This window comes from Niallia sp. FSL R7-0271 (assembly GCF_038005785.1).
Taxonomy (GTDB): domain Bacteria; phylum Bacillota; class Bacilli; order Bacillales; family Cytobacillaceae; genus Niallia.
On record NZ_JBBOTZ010000003.1, the window covers coordinates 201,102 to 216,447 of the forward strand.

The following is a 15,346-nucleotide window of genomic DNA, read 5'->3' on the forward strand; positions in this document are numbered from 1 at the left end:
TTTCTGTAATTTTTCAGTTAATTAGTTTAATTATATATCAATAGAGTGTACTCTATTGATACAAGTATAGTAGACTGATAAAATCATAGTTAAGAGTGTCTCATAAGACTTGTCTCAAAAACGAGGTGAAATTTTGCAGAAAATCGGTTATATACGCGTCAGTTCGACTAGCCAAAATCCTTCAAGGCAATTTCAGCAATTGAACGAAATTGGAATGGATATTATTTATGAAGAAAAAATTTCAGGAGCCACAAAGGATCGTGAACAACTTCAAAAAATGTTAGAGGATTTACAGGAAGGTGACGTTATTTATGTTACAGATTTAACTCGGATCACTCGAAGTACGCAAGATTTATTTGAATTGATTGATTTAATACGAAATAAAAAGGCAAGCTTAAAATCACTTAAGGATACATGGCTAGATTTATCAGAAGATAATCCATACAGCCAATTCTTAATTACGGTAATGGCTTGTGTTAACCAATTAGAGCGAGACCTTATTCGTTTGCGTCAGCGTGAAGGAATTGAGCTCGCAAAGAAAGAAGGGAAGTTTAAAGGACGGTTAAAGAAATATCATAAAAATCACGCAGGAATGAATTATGCAGTAAAGCTATATAAAGAAGGAAATATGACTGTAAATCAAATTTGTGAAATTACAAATGTATCTAGGGCTTCATTATATAGAAAGCTGTCAGAAGTGAACAATTAGTCACTCCTTATTCCATATAAGGCCCCGATTGTGGAGTATCTCTAATTACGTAGTAGACTAAATACTGCGCAATAAATAATGTCTTAAATTAAGTTATTGCAAGAAAGATAGCAGAAATAAAAAGAGATAAACAGCTATCCATTATTAATGGTTTTTCTTTTTCCACCGTGGTTTGCGGTGTTTTTTTATAAATAAAAAGACCCTATACCTCTTCGGAAAATCTAACGATTGCAGCAAACATTTTGGCTAAAGCATATCCTTCCTAGTTTCATTATTAACTTTATATATCATTTAATCTTCTCAGCTTGGTTAATAGGCCCAGTACCAGCGTTCGTGCAACCAGGGGCAAAGTAAATCTTTTTATTGATTCAGTCCTGACTCTAGGGACTTTTTTTATATTCTGAATTCCTATAAGATTTTGCTGATACGTATGATAAGGAGGAAAAACAAAGTGAAGCAAAATTGGGACTTAGAAGAACTTATTGAACTTTTTACCGTTATTCCAGAAGAAATGCGTTTACTCGGAAACAGATATGGAGGAACACGACTGGGGTTTGCCGTTCTACTAAAGTTCTTTCAATATCAGGGACGTTTTCCAAAAGGGAAACAGGAAATAAGTAAAGATGTTATTCAATACATTGCCAAGCAAGTAGATGTACCTGCAGATTTATTTCAAGCGTACGATTGGGACGGAAGGTCAATTAAATATCATCGTGCTCAAATTCGCGATTACATGGGATTTAGGGACAGCACCCTTACTGATATGGAACAAGTAAAATCCTGGCTTCAGGCTAACATCTTACCGCAGGAACTACAAATAGACAGAATAAGAAAACATGTACTACATCACCTAAGAAAACAACAAATTGTTCCCCCAGCTCATGACCATTTAGAGCGAAACATCAAGTCAGCCATTTATCAGTATGAGGACCGGATTTCTCAATCCATTTACTCTAAACTTTCTGATCACTCCCAATCTAAGTTAGATACGTTTATACGTACTTGGTCCCATACAGAACAGATAGAAAAAGATCAAACCATTCTCAGTTTCCGAGAGCTTGTATCTGATCCTGGAAGAATCGGGTTAGACAGTTTATTTCAAGAGATAGAAAAACTACGAGCAGTACGAGATATACAGCTTCCACCAAATTTATTCTACGGTGTTTCACCCAAGATGATCCGAACGTACAGACAGCGAGCTGTTTCTGAAGATATTAGAGAGTTGCGCAGGCATCCTGATCCGATCCGTTATACTTTATTGGCAGCTTTCTTTTGGTGTAGAGGTAGAGAAATTACGGATAACTTAGTTGAGCTCATTATCCAAATTGTTCATCGAATCGGTGCTCGGGCGGAACGAAAAGTAGAAAAAGAATTTTTACGGGATTTTCGTAAAGTAAGTGGGAAGACAAACGTATTGTTCCGTATGGCTGAAAAGGCAGTGGAACAACCAGACGGTATTGTGCGAGATGTTTTATTTCCTGTCGTAGGCGAAGATAAATTAAAAGATATTGTGAAGGAAATGAGACATACAGGTCCCTCCTATAAACAAAAAGTACATACTGTTATGAGATCCTCCTACGGTACTCATTACAGAAGAATGGTTCCAGCTTTACTTGATATTCTAGAATTTCAATCCAATAATGATGTGCATCGACCTGTGATAGATGCAATTGATTTACTTACACAATATAAGCTTACCAATCAGTATACATATAATGAAACAGATTATATCCCAATTGAAGGAATCGTTAAGTCAGGTTGGATTGATACGGTCATTGATAAAGAAACAAACCGTGTAAACCGAATGAATTATGAAATCTGTGTACTCCAAGCTTTGCGAGATCGATTACGTTGTAAAGAAGTATGGGTAGTCGGAGCTGATCGGTATAGAAACCCAGAGGAAGATTTACCAAAAGATTTTGAACAAAATAGAGAAAAACATTATGAAGCGCTTTGTAAGCCCCTTGAGGTACAAACACTTATTCACGAACTGAAACAGAGTATGAATACGGCTCTCGAGAAATTAGATAGAAGTGTTAAAAATAACTCCAAGGTACGTATATTGAGTAAGGGAAATGGCTGGATTTCTGTGTCACCTTTACAGGCACAGGCTGAACCGGTTAACCTAAATCTCGTAAAGGCAGAGGTCATGAAGCGTTGGCCCATGACCAATCTTTTGGATATTTTAAAAGAGGCAGATTTACGTGTACATCTGACAGATGTGTTCCAAACGTTAGGTAATCGTGAGATCCTTGATAAGGAAACACTGCAACGAAGACTTATTCTTTGCTTATATGGATTGGGAACAAACACAGGATTAAAGCGAATTGCGGCTGGTGAACATGGGGAAAGTTACAAGGACTTACTCTATGTACGGCGGAAATTCATCCATAAAGAGAACCTACGGCAAGCCATTTCAAAGGTAACCAATGCCATTCTAGATGCTCGTGTAACAGAAGTATGGGGTGAAGGAACAACTGCATGTGCGTCTGATAGTAAAAAGTTTGGGGCTTGGGATCAGAACTTGTTGACTGAATGGCATATTCGATATAGGGGACGTGGAGTAATGATTTATTGGCACGTGGAAAAGAACTCTACATGTATTTATTCGCAACTAAAATCCTGTTCTTCATCAGAAGTAGCTTCTATGATCGAAGGCTTACTTCGTCATTGCACAAATATGGAAGTAGAAAAAAACTACGTGGATACACACGGTCAAAGTGAAGTTGCCTTCGCTTTTTGTCATTTGCTTGGATTCCAACTAATGCCAAGATTTAAAGCCATTCATGCTCAAAAACTGTATCGTCCAGATGTAGGCATGCAAGACTCATATCCAAACTTACAGCCTGTTTTAACAAGAGCGATTAATTGGAGTTTAATTGAACAACAGTATGATCAAATGATTAAATATGCAACTGCTTTACGATTGGGTACAGCTGAAACAGAGGCGGTTCTCAAGCGTTTCACTCGTAATAGTGGGCATCCAACGTATCGGGCACTCAGCGAATTAGGAAAAGTGTTAAAAACGATCTTCCTTTGTGAGTATTTATCGTCAGAAGAAGTCCGAAGAGAAATCCATGAAGGGTTAAATGTCGTTGAAAACTGGAACTCAGCCAATAGCTTTATTTTTTACGGAAAAGGAGGAGAAATTCAAACAAACCGAATGGAAGATCAAGAAGTCGCTGTACTTGCTCTCCATCTTCTTCAAAACTGTTTGGTGTTAATTAATACACTGATGATTCAAGAGGTACTTTTGGAACAAAATAAATCTCTTCTTCAAAAGTTAACTCCTGAGGATTTTAGAGCCTTAACACCATTAATCTATGCCCATGTAAACCCGTATGGGACATTTAAGCTAAACATGCAAGAACGTCTGCCAATTCAAAGAACTTCCTAAGAATTACGATATATCTTTTCTTTTTAAAGAGAAACTTCCCGTCATGGGGTACGGAAACGATTTGAAGAATAAGGGGTCACTATGAAAAACATCACCAAAAATCAAAAATTAGATGTTAAATGACCATAAATTGTGACAATTTGACCCCCCTTAGCGATTAAGGGGGGTGATAACTAGAAATGTATAGAGTATTTATTATAACTAAATTATTAATTTAGATAGGCATGTTTAAACTTGACACCAAGTAAATATATATACTATGCGTGGTTATCTTATGGAGGTGTATGTATGCATAAATGTCATTGCTGCCAAGGAGCAGGATGTTGTCGTTATTGTGTGGTGCTGGTATGTGCTGTTGTTGTAATGGATCAGGTGTTCAACCAATGTAAAGCTTACTAATCCTATTAAAACGGGAGCTTGTTATCCTAAGCTCTCGTTTCTTATGTTTGTAGTGTTAGAAATTTAGTGAGTGTTAATTAGCGGTATAGTATAATACCATTGGACACATCAATCATTTTTACATAAGGGGGAAAAGGGATGAGAAAAATAATATTTTCTTTAGCATTTTTAGTAGTGATGGCATTTAGTGGTTCTGTTTATGCAGCACAATCAGAAGAGATGGATTGTTGTCAATCAAAAAAAGAATGTATGGAAATGTGTGAGGAAATGAACTGTCAAATGGATTGTTGTGAAATGACGAAAAATGGAAAAATGAAAGATTGTAAGAAAATGATGAAAAAGTCAAATATAGATTGCTGTTAATTTAGTATAAAAGGATCTTCCAGTCGAAACAACCCATTGATTTTACTACATTTTAAACAGTGTACACTCAGAATAAACAAAAAATAAAAAGACCCTAATTTGGATTAGGGTCTCAGGCTGTCGACAAAGTCGGCAGCCATTTTTTTTATCTTGATAATGTTCAATATGTGGTATGTGATCCAAGTTTTTTTATGAGTAAATAGGAAAAAGTTACAAAGAATAAAATTATCACTAATGAAAATGGAGATGAATGATATGGCAGATACAAATCAAATGCCTCGGGAAGAGGGCATAGATCATAGCTTAAGCCTTATGAGAGAAGGATACATGTACATTTTGAACAGACGTAAAAGTTTTAATTCTGATATATTTGAGACCCGATTGCTAGGAAAGAAAGCGATTTGCATGGTAGGAAAGGAAGCTGCGAAAGTTTTTTATGACACTGAAAAATTCAAAAGGAAAGATGCAGCTCCGAACCGGGCGGTTCAAACATTGTTTGGGAAGAATGGTGTGCAGGCATTGGATGGACAAGATCACAAACATCGGAAAGAAATGTTTATGTCCATCATGTCTCCTAAAGGACTTCAAAACTTAACAAACATTACAAAAATACAGTGGAAGACAGCACTAAATAAATGGGGACAGATGGATGAAGTTATTCTTTATGAAGAAGTAAAAGAAATCCTATGCAGAACAGCCTGCCAGTGGGCAGGTGTCCCGTTGGAAGAAGGCGATGTTAAGGAATTGACAAAAGACTTGGCGGCGATGTTCGAGTCTCCGGCTGCCGTTGGTCCAAATCATTGGCTAGCGAGAAATGCAAGGAATAAAGTAGAAAATTGGATTGGTGAGTTGGTTGATAAGGTGCGTAAAGAGGAAATAAATCCTCCAGAAGATACAGCTTTACATATATTTGCCTGGCATCGCGATTTAGAAGGGAATCTTTTGGATACCGAGACTGCTGCTGTGGAAGTGATCAATATCTTGAGACCTATTGTGGCGATCGCTATATTCATCAATTTCACTGCGCTGGCATTGTATCATTATCCGGAAGAAAGGGAGAAACTTGAATCCCGTGATGAAAAATATGCTCAGATGTTTGTACAGGAAGTTCGCCGTTTTTATCCGTTTTTTCCGTTTGTCGTAGCATTGGTAAAAAAAGATTTCACCTGGAACGGCTATAAATTTGAAGAAGGCACATTAACTTTACTGGATCTTTATGGCACAAATCATGACCCTGAAATTTGGGAAAATCCAGATTTGTTCAGTCCTGATCGGTTTGCTAAATGGGGAGGAAGCCCATTTGGTTTCATTCCGCAGGGTGGTGGTGATTACTTTATGGGTCATCGCTGTGCTGGAGAGTGGGTCACCATTGAAGTCATGAAAGTAAGTCTTGATTATCTGGCCAAGCGTATGGAATATGAAATTCCTAACCAGGATTTAAGTTACAGCATGGTGAGCATGCCAAGTATTCCCCATAGCAAAGTAGTGATAAAGAATGTTAAACGAAAGTTATAATTACACTAAATTTTTGTAGATAATTAGCTTATTAAGTTCGCCTTTTGCCAAACAAGATAAATGACAAAAGTTGATTTCTTAATCACAGAAGTCTGTTTTATAAGGAAGACACCTTAATTAATGGAGAGCCAGCCGCAAAGCCTATTTTTCTCTAATAAAGAGATAAATTGGGCTTTTTATATTGAAAAACTTTTCAAGTTTTAAAACTGGCACCCTGACAATATTCCTAGTGTATCCAACATAAAAAGGAAATTAAATTTAGTTATAAGAATAATTAATTACTGCAAACTAAAGAAAACCTGCTTTTTATGCAAATTATATTCAAACGTATATTTGACTATTTGTTTTTGTTCACATATAATAATATTCAAATGAATATTTGATTGATATGAGGTGAAAAATTTGCAATATGATGCATGTGAAGTTACGTGTATAGATGAAGAAAAAGTCAAAAGAGGTAAAAATGAACTACTCCAACAAAATCCTTTGGAAGTAGCCAAAGTTTTTAAAGCTTTATCGGATGATACTAGGATTAAGATTGCGTATGCTCTTTCTTTGGAAGATGAATTGTGTGTATGTGATGTAGCAAATATTGTTGGTGCTACAACTGCCACAACATCTCATCATTTGAGGTTACTTAAAAATCTTGGATTAGCTAAATATCGAAAAGAAGGTAAGTTAGTTTACTATTCATTAGATGATGATCATGTAAAGCAACTAATACAGGTTGCATTTGCACATCAGAAGGAGGTTGTAAAAATTGTCTGAAGCAAAAGCATTAGAGGCTGAAAAAAATGTTTATCGCGTTCAGGGGTTTACATGCGCAAATTGTGCAGGGAAGTTTGAAAAAAATGTTAAAAAACTTCCAGGAGTTCAAGATGCAAAAGTGAATTTTGGTGCATCTAAGATATCCGTTTACGGTGATACAACGATTGAAGAACTAGAAAAAGCTGGTGCATTTGAGAACCTTAAAGTGGCTCCTGAAAAACCAAAGCGGGAAGCTAAACAAGAGGTTAAAGAGGATAAAAATGTTTACCGTGTTGAAGGATTTACATGTGCAAACTGTGCTGGGAAATTTGAGAATAACGTAAAACAGCTTCCAGGAGTTCAGGATGCAAAAGTAAATTTTGGTGCATCTAAGATATCTGTTTACGGTGATGCAACAATTGAAGAACTAGAAAAAGCCGGTGCATTCGAAAATCTTAAAGTGACTCCTGAAAAATCGGCTCGCCAAGTTTCACAAGAGGTAAAAGAAGATACGAAAGAAGAAAAAGTGCCGTTTTATAAAAAGCATAGTACTCTACTTTATGCTTCCTTATTGATTGCATTTGGTTACCTTTCCTCGTCTGTGAACGGAGAAGAGAACATTGTTACTACCTTATTGTTTTTAGCATCCATGGTTATTGGAGGGTTGTCACTTTTTAAAGTCGGTTTGAAAAATTTACTACGCTTTGAATTTGACATGAAAACCCTTATGACAGTAGCTGTTATAGGTGGTGCTATTATTGGAGAATGGGCAGAAGTTGCCATTGTTGTTATTCTCTTTGCAATCAGTGAAGCACTTGAGCGATTCTCTATGGACAGAGCAAGACAATCGATTCGTTCATTAATGGATATCGCTCCTAAAGAGGCACTCGTTAGACGTAATGGACAAGAAATAATGATACATGTCGATGATATTACTGTTGGCGATATCATGATTGTCAAACCTGGTCAAAAGATTGCGATGGATGGTGTAGTGGTAAGTGGATACTCTGCCGTCAACCAAGCAGCTATTACAGGTGAATCAGTCCCTGTTGAGAAAACAGTTGATGATGAAGTGTTTGCAGGTACCTTAAATGAAGAAGGTTTACTTGAAGTAAAAATAACGAAACTTGTAGAAGATACAACGATTTCTAAAATTATTCATCTTGTAGAGGAAGCACAAGGAGAACGCGCTCCTTCGCAAGCATTTGTTGACAAATTCGCTAAATATTACACACCGATTATTATGATCATTGCAGCATTAGTTGCTATAGTCCCTCCTTTATTCTTTGATGGTAGTTGGGAAACATGGGTTTATCAAGGATTAGCTGTTCTTGTTGTTGGTTGTCCTTGTGCGTTGGTCATATCGACTCCGATTTCGATTGTTTCAGCGATTGGGAATGCTGCGAAAAAAGGTGTTCTTGTAAAAGGCGGAGTTTATTTAGAAGAAATGGGTGCCTTAAAGGCCATAGCATTCGATAAAACAGGTACATTAACAAAAGGTGTACCAGCTGTAACTGATTTTAATGTGTTGAACAAACAGATAAATGAAAAAGAATTACTATCCATCATTACTGCATTAGAGTATCGTTCTCAGCATCCACTTGCATCTGCGATTATGAAAAAAGCAGAAGAGGAGAACATTTCTTATTCTGACGTACAGGTAGAGGACTTCTCTTCTATTACAGGTAAGGGTATAAAAGGTATTGTAAACGGGACGACTTATTATATCGGTAGCCCGAAACTCTTTAAAGAATTAGCAATTTCTAATTTCGATAAAGACTTAGAGCAAAATGTTACTACTCTTCAAAATCAAGGTAAGACAGCCATGATTATTGGAACCGAAAAAGAAATACTTGCAGTTATTGCAGTTGCTGATGAAGTTCGTGAATCAAGTAAGGATATTATTCAAAAGTTACATCAACTTGGAATCAAAAAAACAATTATGCTTACAGGTGATAACAAAGGTACTGCTAATGCTATAGGAGGGCAGGTTGGAGTATCTGATATTGAGGCAGAATTAATGCCACAGGACAAATTAGACTTTATTAAACAGTTAAGATCCGAGTATGGCAATGTAGCTATGGTAGGAGATGGTGTCAATGATGCACCTGCATTGGCCGCCTCAACAGTTGGTATTGCAATGGGTGGAGCTGGTACAGACACTGCCCTGGAAACGGCAGACGTCGCTCTAATGGGTGACGATCTAAGAAAACTTCCATTCACTGTAAAACTTAGCCGAAAAACTCTAAATATAATCAAAGCTAACATTACTTTTGCAATTGCTATTAAATTTATTGCCTTACTATTGGTTATCCCAGGTTGGTTAACGCTCTGGATTGCTATCCTTTCTGATATGGGTGCAACCCTTCTGGTAGCACTAAATGGTTTGCGACTAATGAGAGTGAAAGAATAAAGGGAAAAGGGCTAAAAAGGGCTTTTCAGACAGATTGGAAAGCCCTTTTCTAAAAATGATCTCATTAATAGTATAACTTCTAAATATCCAGCCTAATTAAAAATGGAAAGATTGGGTATAAGTAAAACAGTAGCTTTTATATTACATATTGGTATCCACATGGGACAAAAACGCTTTCATCCTTAATTTAAAATAATTCTTTTCATTCTTTATAAAATCGAAGGAGGAAACTGAAATGACTGTTGAAGGAAAAAATGATGTAGATCTGTTAGTTATAGGCGCAGGATCAGGAGGTTATGTAGCTGCCATACGTGCTGCTCAGTTAGGGAAAAAAGTGGTTTTGGTGGATAAAGCAGAACTAGGAGGGGTTTGCCTTAACCGTGGGTGTATACCTTCAAAGGCTCTTATTAGTGCTTCTGAACGAGTAAAACACATAAAACATGCCAACTCAATGGGAATAAAGGTTTCTGGTGAAGTTGAAGTAGAGATGCCAGAAGTAGTGAAGTGGAAGGACGGTATAGTAAATAAACTAACGAATGGAGTTCGGACTTTACTGAAAGGCAATGGAGTGGAAGTCATTAGTGGGGAAGCTCATCTTACTGAACCCTATGTTGTCAAAATCAAAATTGGTAACGAAGAAAAATTCTTTTCATACAAAGACTTAATCCTTGCGATAGGATCATTACCTACTGAGTTAAAAAGTATGCCATTTGATAGAAAAAGAATTATCTCTTCAACTGAGGCATTGATGCTTCAAGAAGTACCAAAACATTTAGTTGTAGTAGGTGGTGGTTATATCGGTTTGGAATTGGGTACTGCTTATGCTAAATTCGGAGCTAAAGTGACCATCCTTGAAGGATCAGATACAATTCTTCCAGGTACGGACCCTATGCTTACAAATGTAGTAAAACGTCATTTAAAGGAACTTGGAATCACAGTTATAACGAATGCTTTAGTCCAAGGTGGAGAAAATACAGGCGATGAAGTAAATGTTCAAGTTCAGGTTAATGGGAAGGAAGAGATAATTAAAGGGGATTATTGCTTAGTTTCCATTGGAAGAAAACCGAACACAGGAAAAGTTGGATTGGAAAATATCGGGGTTGAATTAGATCAACGCGGTTTTATTAAGATAAATAATACATGTCAAACAAATGTTGAACATGTATATGCGATCGGGGACTGTGCTGGTGGTTACCTCCTTGCTCATAAAGCTAGTTATGAAGGTAAGATAGCTGCAGAGGTAATAAGTGGGCTAAAAAGTGTAATTGATTTTCAGGCAATGCCTTTTGTTATTTTTAGCGATCCTGAAGTAGCCTATACAGGTTTAACGGAGAAGGAAGCAAAGGAAGAAGGATATGAAACGGTTTCTAGCCGTTTTCCATTCCAAGCTAACGGCAGAGCTTTATCTGTTTCGGATGCCGATGGTTTTGTACAAGTTGTGGCGGATAAAGAATCTAATCGGGTTTTAGGTGTACAAATGGTAGGGCCAGAAGTATCATCTCTTATTGCTGAAGCAGTTTTTGCAATTGAGTCAGGGGCAACGGCAGAAGATCTCAGCCTTACAATTCATGCACACCCAACTTTACCTGAACCACTCATGGAAGCAGCTGAAGGCGTTATGGGACATGCTATTCATATGCTGAATAAAAAATAATTCGAACAGTTAGAGCATATTTAATTTAACTAGGCCTGCACAATCATACGTGCAGGTCGAATTATTTATTTTGGAGTGACGATTAATGGAAATCATTAATGTTGGATGTATTAAAGAATGGATTGAAGTGTGAATGTCTTACTTGGTCGGAATGTTTCACAAAGGTTCTAAATGGCACTTGTTGTTAAAACGTGATAGAAGAATGAAGGTATTTTGAAAAAGATAAAAGCTTACTTAACTGAGAAACAATTCGAAAAGATAGTATTAATAAAGGATGATTTTAAAAGTGAATATTACTAGAGAAAAGTTAGAAAATCAACAAATTTGGATCTATGGTATATCGCTTCTGTTTGGAGGGATTCTAGGTATCTCAAACGAGGATTTAGGAAAAGGCTTAGATTGGGCTATTTCGCCACTCATAGCCATTCTCATGTATGGAATGTTTGCACAAATTCCATTCTTAAAACTACGTGAGGCAATTTCAAATCTCAGATTCATGGCGGCATTACTAATTGGAAATTTTATAGCTGTGCCTATAATTGTTTGGATATTAACAATGATATTTCCACAATCTCCACCAATTTTATTAGGCGTTTGTTTGGTTTTACTTACGCCATGTATTGACTACGTAATAGTCTTTACTCAACTTGGAAAGGGAAATGAGAAATTAATGTTAGCTTCCACGCCTATTTTGTTTGTAGTACAAATGATATTACTTCCATTGTATTTATGGCTATTTATAGGTGAAGAAATGGTAGGAGTTGTTCATATAGAGCCATTCCTAGAAGCTTTTTTATTACTAATAGTTACGCCTTTAATATTAGCCATCATTACTCAATTGTGGGCTAAAAAGACAGCACTAGGTGAGAAGGTATTAGATATTACAACGTGGTTCCCCGTACCATTTATGGCTTTAGTATTAATTGTGGTATTGACTTCCCAAATTGGTAAGGTATACAGTGATTTCGAAATTATTGTGCGTGTGATTCCGATATATATTTTGTTTTTAATCATTACACCATTTATATCGCGTTTTATCGCATTTGTGTTCAAATTAGATATAGGTGCAGGAAGAGCATTAATCTTTAGTACTGGAACAAGGAACTCCCTTGTAGTTCTTCCTTTAGCATTAGCTTTACCCGATTCTTGGGCAACGTTAGCTGCAGCTGTGATTGTTACACAGACCATTGTGGAGTTGATCGGAGAATTATTCTATATCAAGGCTATACCTAAATTGATACTGAAAGATCATACTGATTACAAAGAGAGACTTTAAGTAATATTAATGTTAGATTGAGAGAGGGAAATGAATATATCAATAGTTTCTTCTTTTACTAAACCAGTTAATAGAAGCTTTAGTGATCTACAACAATCATGCGCGATTGTAGAGCAACATAGGTAGAAAATGATCAAACTTTTTTATAAAAACCAAACTTAAATCTGCTGGATAAGAATCCATTTTGATCAAACTTTTTTCAAAAATGGATTCTTTTTATTTATCGTAAAATATGGGTTTGCGAGGTATTTTTGATCAAACTTTATTTCAAAGCAACACTTAAACAAGATACTTCCACAAACGGACAATGAAGCAACGAAAAAAGCCTAATTTCTCAATTTATTGGGACATTGGGCTTTTTATATTGCGTGCCCAGCAAGCCGTTAACTGCTAATTGGTGAAAGTCCAATCTGAGTAAGTACCAAGGCGCTCAGTAGCTGACAGGCAACTGGTGAAGAAATTCTAAGGTTGAAGCCCTGTGACAAAGTAACTCTCTAGAAGAGTGCGAGCAAACTAACAGGTTGTAACATAAAGTGAATCCTGCCATCTCGTCAAAAGCACCCACCGCAGGTGGCTAAGGAGAAGTCGAGCCTTGAGTTTATGGGCGAAGACCATGGAAGGTGTGAAGAACTTGGAACAGCAGCACCGAAGAATCTCTCGGGGTAAGGGGAACGACATGTTAGGAAAGTAGTTAACGGAACTGGGGATACCCTCCTCGTCACTTCCTTTCGGAAGTAAAGCAGAAACCTATAAGTGAAAACGAAGTGGTAGATGGATGAGAGGGAGTCGGAGGGGGTCATAGTACCAATGATGACAATGACAACATAACATTGTCTAGGGAAGGACGGCGTAAGCCAATACCCTACTTCGTTCATATGTCAGAAGGAGGTAAGAGTCAGTGAATGCCAAGAAAATGGCTAACTACACCAATAATGCAAAAGCTCAAGAACTCTGGAAGACGTTATATCTTTGTGCCAAGGAGAGTCCAACTCGTAGATTTCACGCTTTATATGACAAAATTTATCGTCCTGATATTCTATGGGAGGCATGGCAACGTGTGAAACGAAAGAAAGGAAGTGGAGGTGTCGACGGACAAACGATTGAACAAATCGTTATGGAATACGGTGAAAAGAAGTTTATGAACGAACTCTATTTAGAATTAAAGGAGAATCGATATCATCCAAATCCAGTCCTAAGAACCTATATTCCGAAAGAAGATGGAAAGAAACGTCCATTGGGAATACCAACCATTAAAGACCGAGTTGCACAAATGGCAACGAAAATGGTCATTGAACCAATTTTTGAAGCAGATTTTCATGAATGTTCGTTTGGCTTTCGTCCTAAACGTAATGCTCATCAAGCAATAGCCAAAATTAGAAAGGCAAGCAGAAACTGCTTTTGGGTAGTAGACGTCGATATCCAAGGGTATTTTGATAACATCAATCAAACAAAACTGATGAAACTTTTAGAACAACGAATTAGTGATCGACGGGTCTTAAAATTAATTCGTAAGTGGCTAGAATCGGGCATTATGGAAGGGGGAAAGATTAGAAACCCAATAACGGGTACTCCGCAAGGCGGGGTTATTTCACCGTTACTTGCAAATATTTATCTGAACACTATGGATAAATTATGGCAAAAGAAATTTAGTCATTTGGGAGAACTAATTCGGTACGCAGATGACTTCGTCATTATGTGTAAAACTAAACAACAAGCACTCGAAAGCATTCAAGTCATTCAGTCAATAATGGGAAAACTTGACCTTTCTATTAATCGAGACAAATCGAGGTTAGTGAATCTCTGGAATGATATAGATGGATTTGACTTCCTTGGTTTCCATAATCGGAAGTTTCCGAAGAGATTAAAAGGTGGAAGCACAGTTCATGTAATGTCTCATATACCAAAGAAAAACGCAATGAAGAAAATGCGTGCAAAGATAAAAGCCTATACTGAGCCACGAAATAAGCTCTATCTGGAAATCAGTGAATTGGTGAAAGGGCTAAATAAGAAACTACAAGGTTTCAAGAACTATTACCAAATATCACCCCTAGGAAAGAAATGGCTTAATCGAATCGACTGGTATGTCTTAGAACGTCTCACTTTGTTTTACAATAAGAAGAGAAACAATCGTAAGAAACATGGAAACTTAAAGGACGTAAGTAAAGAAGTTGAACATATTTTGGTGAAACTGGCTCGTTAGATACCGTAAAGCCAAAGAAAGAAGAACGTCGGAAAGCCGTATGAGGGAAAACCTCACGTACGGTTTGATGAGGAGGAACTGAAAGTAAAAGAGATAGCGTAAGCTATCCCTTCGAAATCAGTTTCTTACTCTACTACTTATAGTGCAAAATCGCGTTTAAAAAACGTGCAATTTATCTCTTAAAGTCACAGTTAATCGATAAAATATAAATAATACTATTCTTGACCCTATACCATGGTACAGGGTTTATACTTTATATGAGGTGAGATAAATGCAATTTCGTATTGGAGAACTGGCTGAAAAGTGTAGCGTTAACAAGGAGACCATACGATATTATGAACGTTTAGGATTAGTTCCAGAGCCTGATCGTACCGAAAAAGGGTACCGAATGTATTCAGAACCAACCGTCGATCGATTGAATTTTATCAAACGGATGCAGGAACTGGGATTTACCTTAAACGAAATTGATAAATTGCTAGGGGTCGTCGATCGCGACGAAACCAAATGCCGTGATATGTATGATTTCACTGTTCTTAAGATAGAGGACATCCAGCGTAAAATTGAAGATCTTAAGAGAATTGAACGAATACTGGTGGATCTTAAAGAAAGATGTCCCGAAAACAAAGATATTTACGAATGCCCTATTATTGAAACACTGATGAAGAAATAAGAG

Annotated in this window: 10 protein-coding genes; all 10 read left to right on the forward strand. The window is 36.9% G+C overall.

Features of this window, described 5'->3' with window-relative positions:
- Positions 1-133 precede the first annotated feature (133 nt).
- The 10 genes from MKX82_RS28325 to merR1 all read left to right on the forward strand — a co-directional run bounded on the left by MKX82_RS28325 (position 134) and on the right by merR1 (position 15,343).
- Positions 134-709, forward strand: coding sequence for a recombinase family protein (locus tag MKX82_RS28325; RefSeq protein ID WP_341082028.1), 576 nt, complete (start codon positions 134-136; stop codon positions 707-709).
- Positions 710-1,160: 451 nt separating this feature from the next.
- A complete protein-coding gene (locus MKX82_RS28330; RefSeq protein WP_275009305.1) occupies positions 1,161-4,106 on the forward strand; it encodes a Tn3 family transposase in 2,946 nt (981 codons plus the stop codon).
- Positions 4,107-4,643: 537 nt separating this feature from the next.
- Positions 4,644-4,868 carry a hypothetical protein gene (locus tag MKX82_RS28335; protein ID WP_275009306.1) on the forward strand — a complete coding sequence of 75 codons (225 nt, stop codon included), beginning with the start codon at positions 4,644-4,646 and terminating at the stop codon, positions 4,866-4,868.
- A gap of 255 nt (positions 4,869-5,123) precedes the next feature.
- Positions 5,124-6,383, forward strand: a complete 1,260-nt coding sequence (locus MKX82_RS28340; protein WP_275009307.1) for a cytochrome P450 — start codon at positions 5,124-5,126, stop codon at positions 6,381-6,383.
- Positions 6,384-6,785: 402 nt separating this feature from the next.
- Entirely contained in the window at positions 6,786-7,151 is a 366-nt protein-coding gene (locus MKX82_RS28345; protein ID WP_102231257.1) for an ArsR/SmtB family transcription factor, read from the forward strand.
- Positions 7,144-9,543: a heavy metal translocating P-type ATPase gene (locus tag MKX82_RS28350; protein WP_275009308.1), complete on the forward strand. Its 2,400-nt coding sequence runs from the start codon at positions 7,144-7,146 to the stop codon at positions 9,541-9,543. The genes MKX82_RS28345 and MKX82_RS28350 overlap by 8 nt, the downstream gene beginning before the upstream one ends.
- 235 nt (positions 9,544-9,778) lie before the next feature.
- The gene (gene lpdA, locus MKX82_RS28355) at positions 9,779-11,197 is read left to right on the forward strand and encodes a dihydrolipoyl dehydrogenase (RefSeq protein ID WP_275009309.1); all 1,419 of its coding nucleotides are present in this window, start codon (positions 9,779-9,781) and stop codon (positions 11,195-11,197) included.
- A 286-nt stretch (positions 11,198-11,483) separates the two neighbouring features.
- Positions 11,484-12,473 carry an arsenic resistance protein gene (locus MKX82_RS28360; RefSeq protein ID WP_275009529.1) on the forward strand — a complete coding sequence of 330 codons (990 nt, stop codon included), beginning with the start codon at positions 11,484-11,486 and terminating at the stop codon, positions 12,471-12,473.
- Between the two features lie 898 nt (positions 12,474-13,371).
- Entirely contained in the window at positions 13,372-14,673 is a 1,302-nt protein-coding gene (gene ltrA / locus MKX82_RS28365; protein ID WP_341082041.1) for a group II intron reverse transcriptase/maturase, read from the forward strand.
- A gap of 271 nt (positions 14,674-14,944) precedes the next feature.
- The gene (gene merR1, locus MKX82_RS28370) at positions 14,945-15,343 is read left to right on the forward strand and encodes a mercury resistance transcriptional regulator MerR1 (RefSeq protein ID WP_047943210.1); all 399 of its coding nucleotides are present in this window, start codon (positions 14,945-14,947) and stop codon (positions 15,341-15,343) included.
- Positions 15,344-15,346 lie beyond the last annotated feature (3 nt).

Excerpts from the sequence above, each read along its gene's own strand:
- MKX82_RS28335 (WP_275009306.1), top strand. The coding sequence starts at position 4,644 with ATGAGAAAAATAATATTTTCTTTAGCATTTTTAGTAGTGATGGCATTT.
- MKX82_RS28340 (WP_275009307.1), top strand. The coding sequence starts at position 5,124 with ATGGCAGATACAAATCAAATGCCTCGGGAAGAGGGCATAGATCATAGC.
- lpdA (WP_275009309.1), top strand. The coding sequence starts at position 9,779 with ATGACTGTTGAAGGAAAAAATGATGTAGATCTGTTAGTTATAGGCGCA.
- merR1 (WP_047943210.1), top strand. The coding sequence starts at position 14,945 with ATGCAATTTCGTATTGGAGAACTGGCTGAAAAGTGTAGCGTTAACAAG.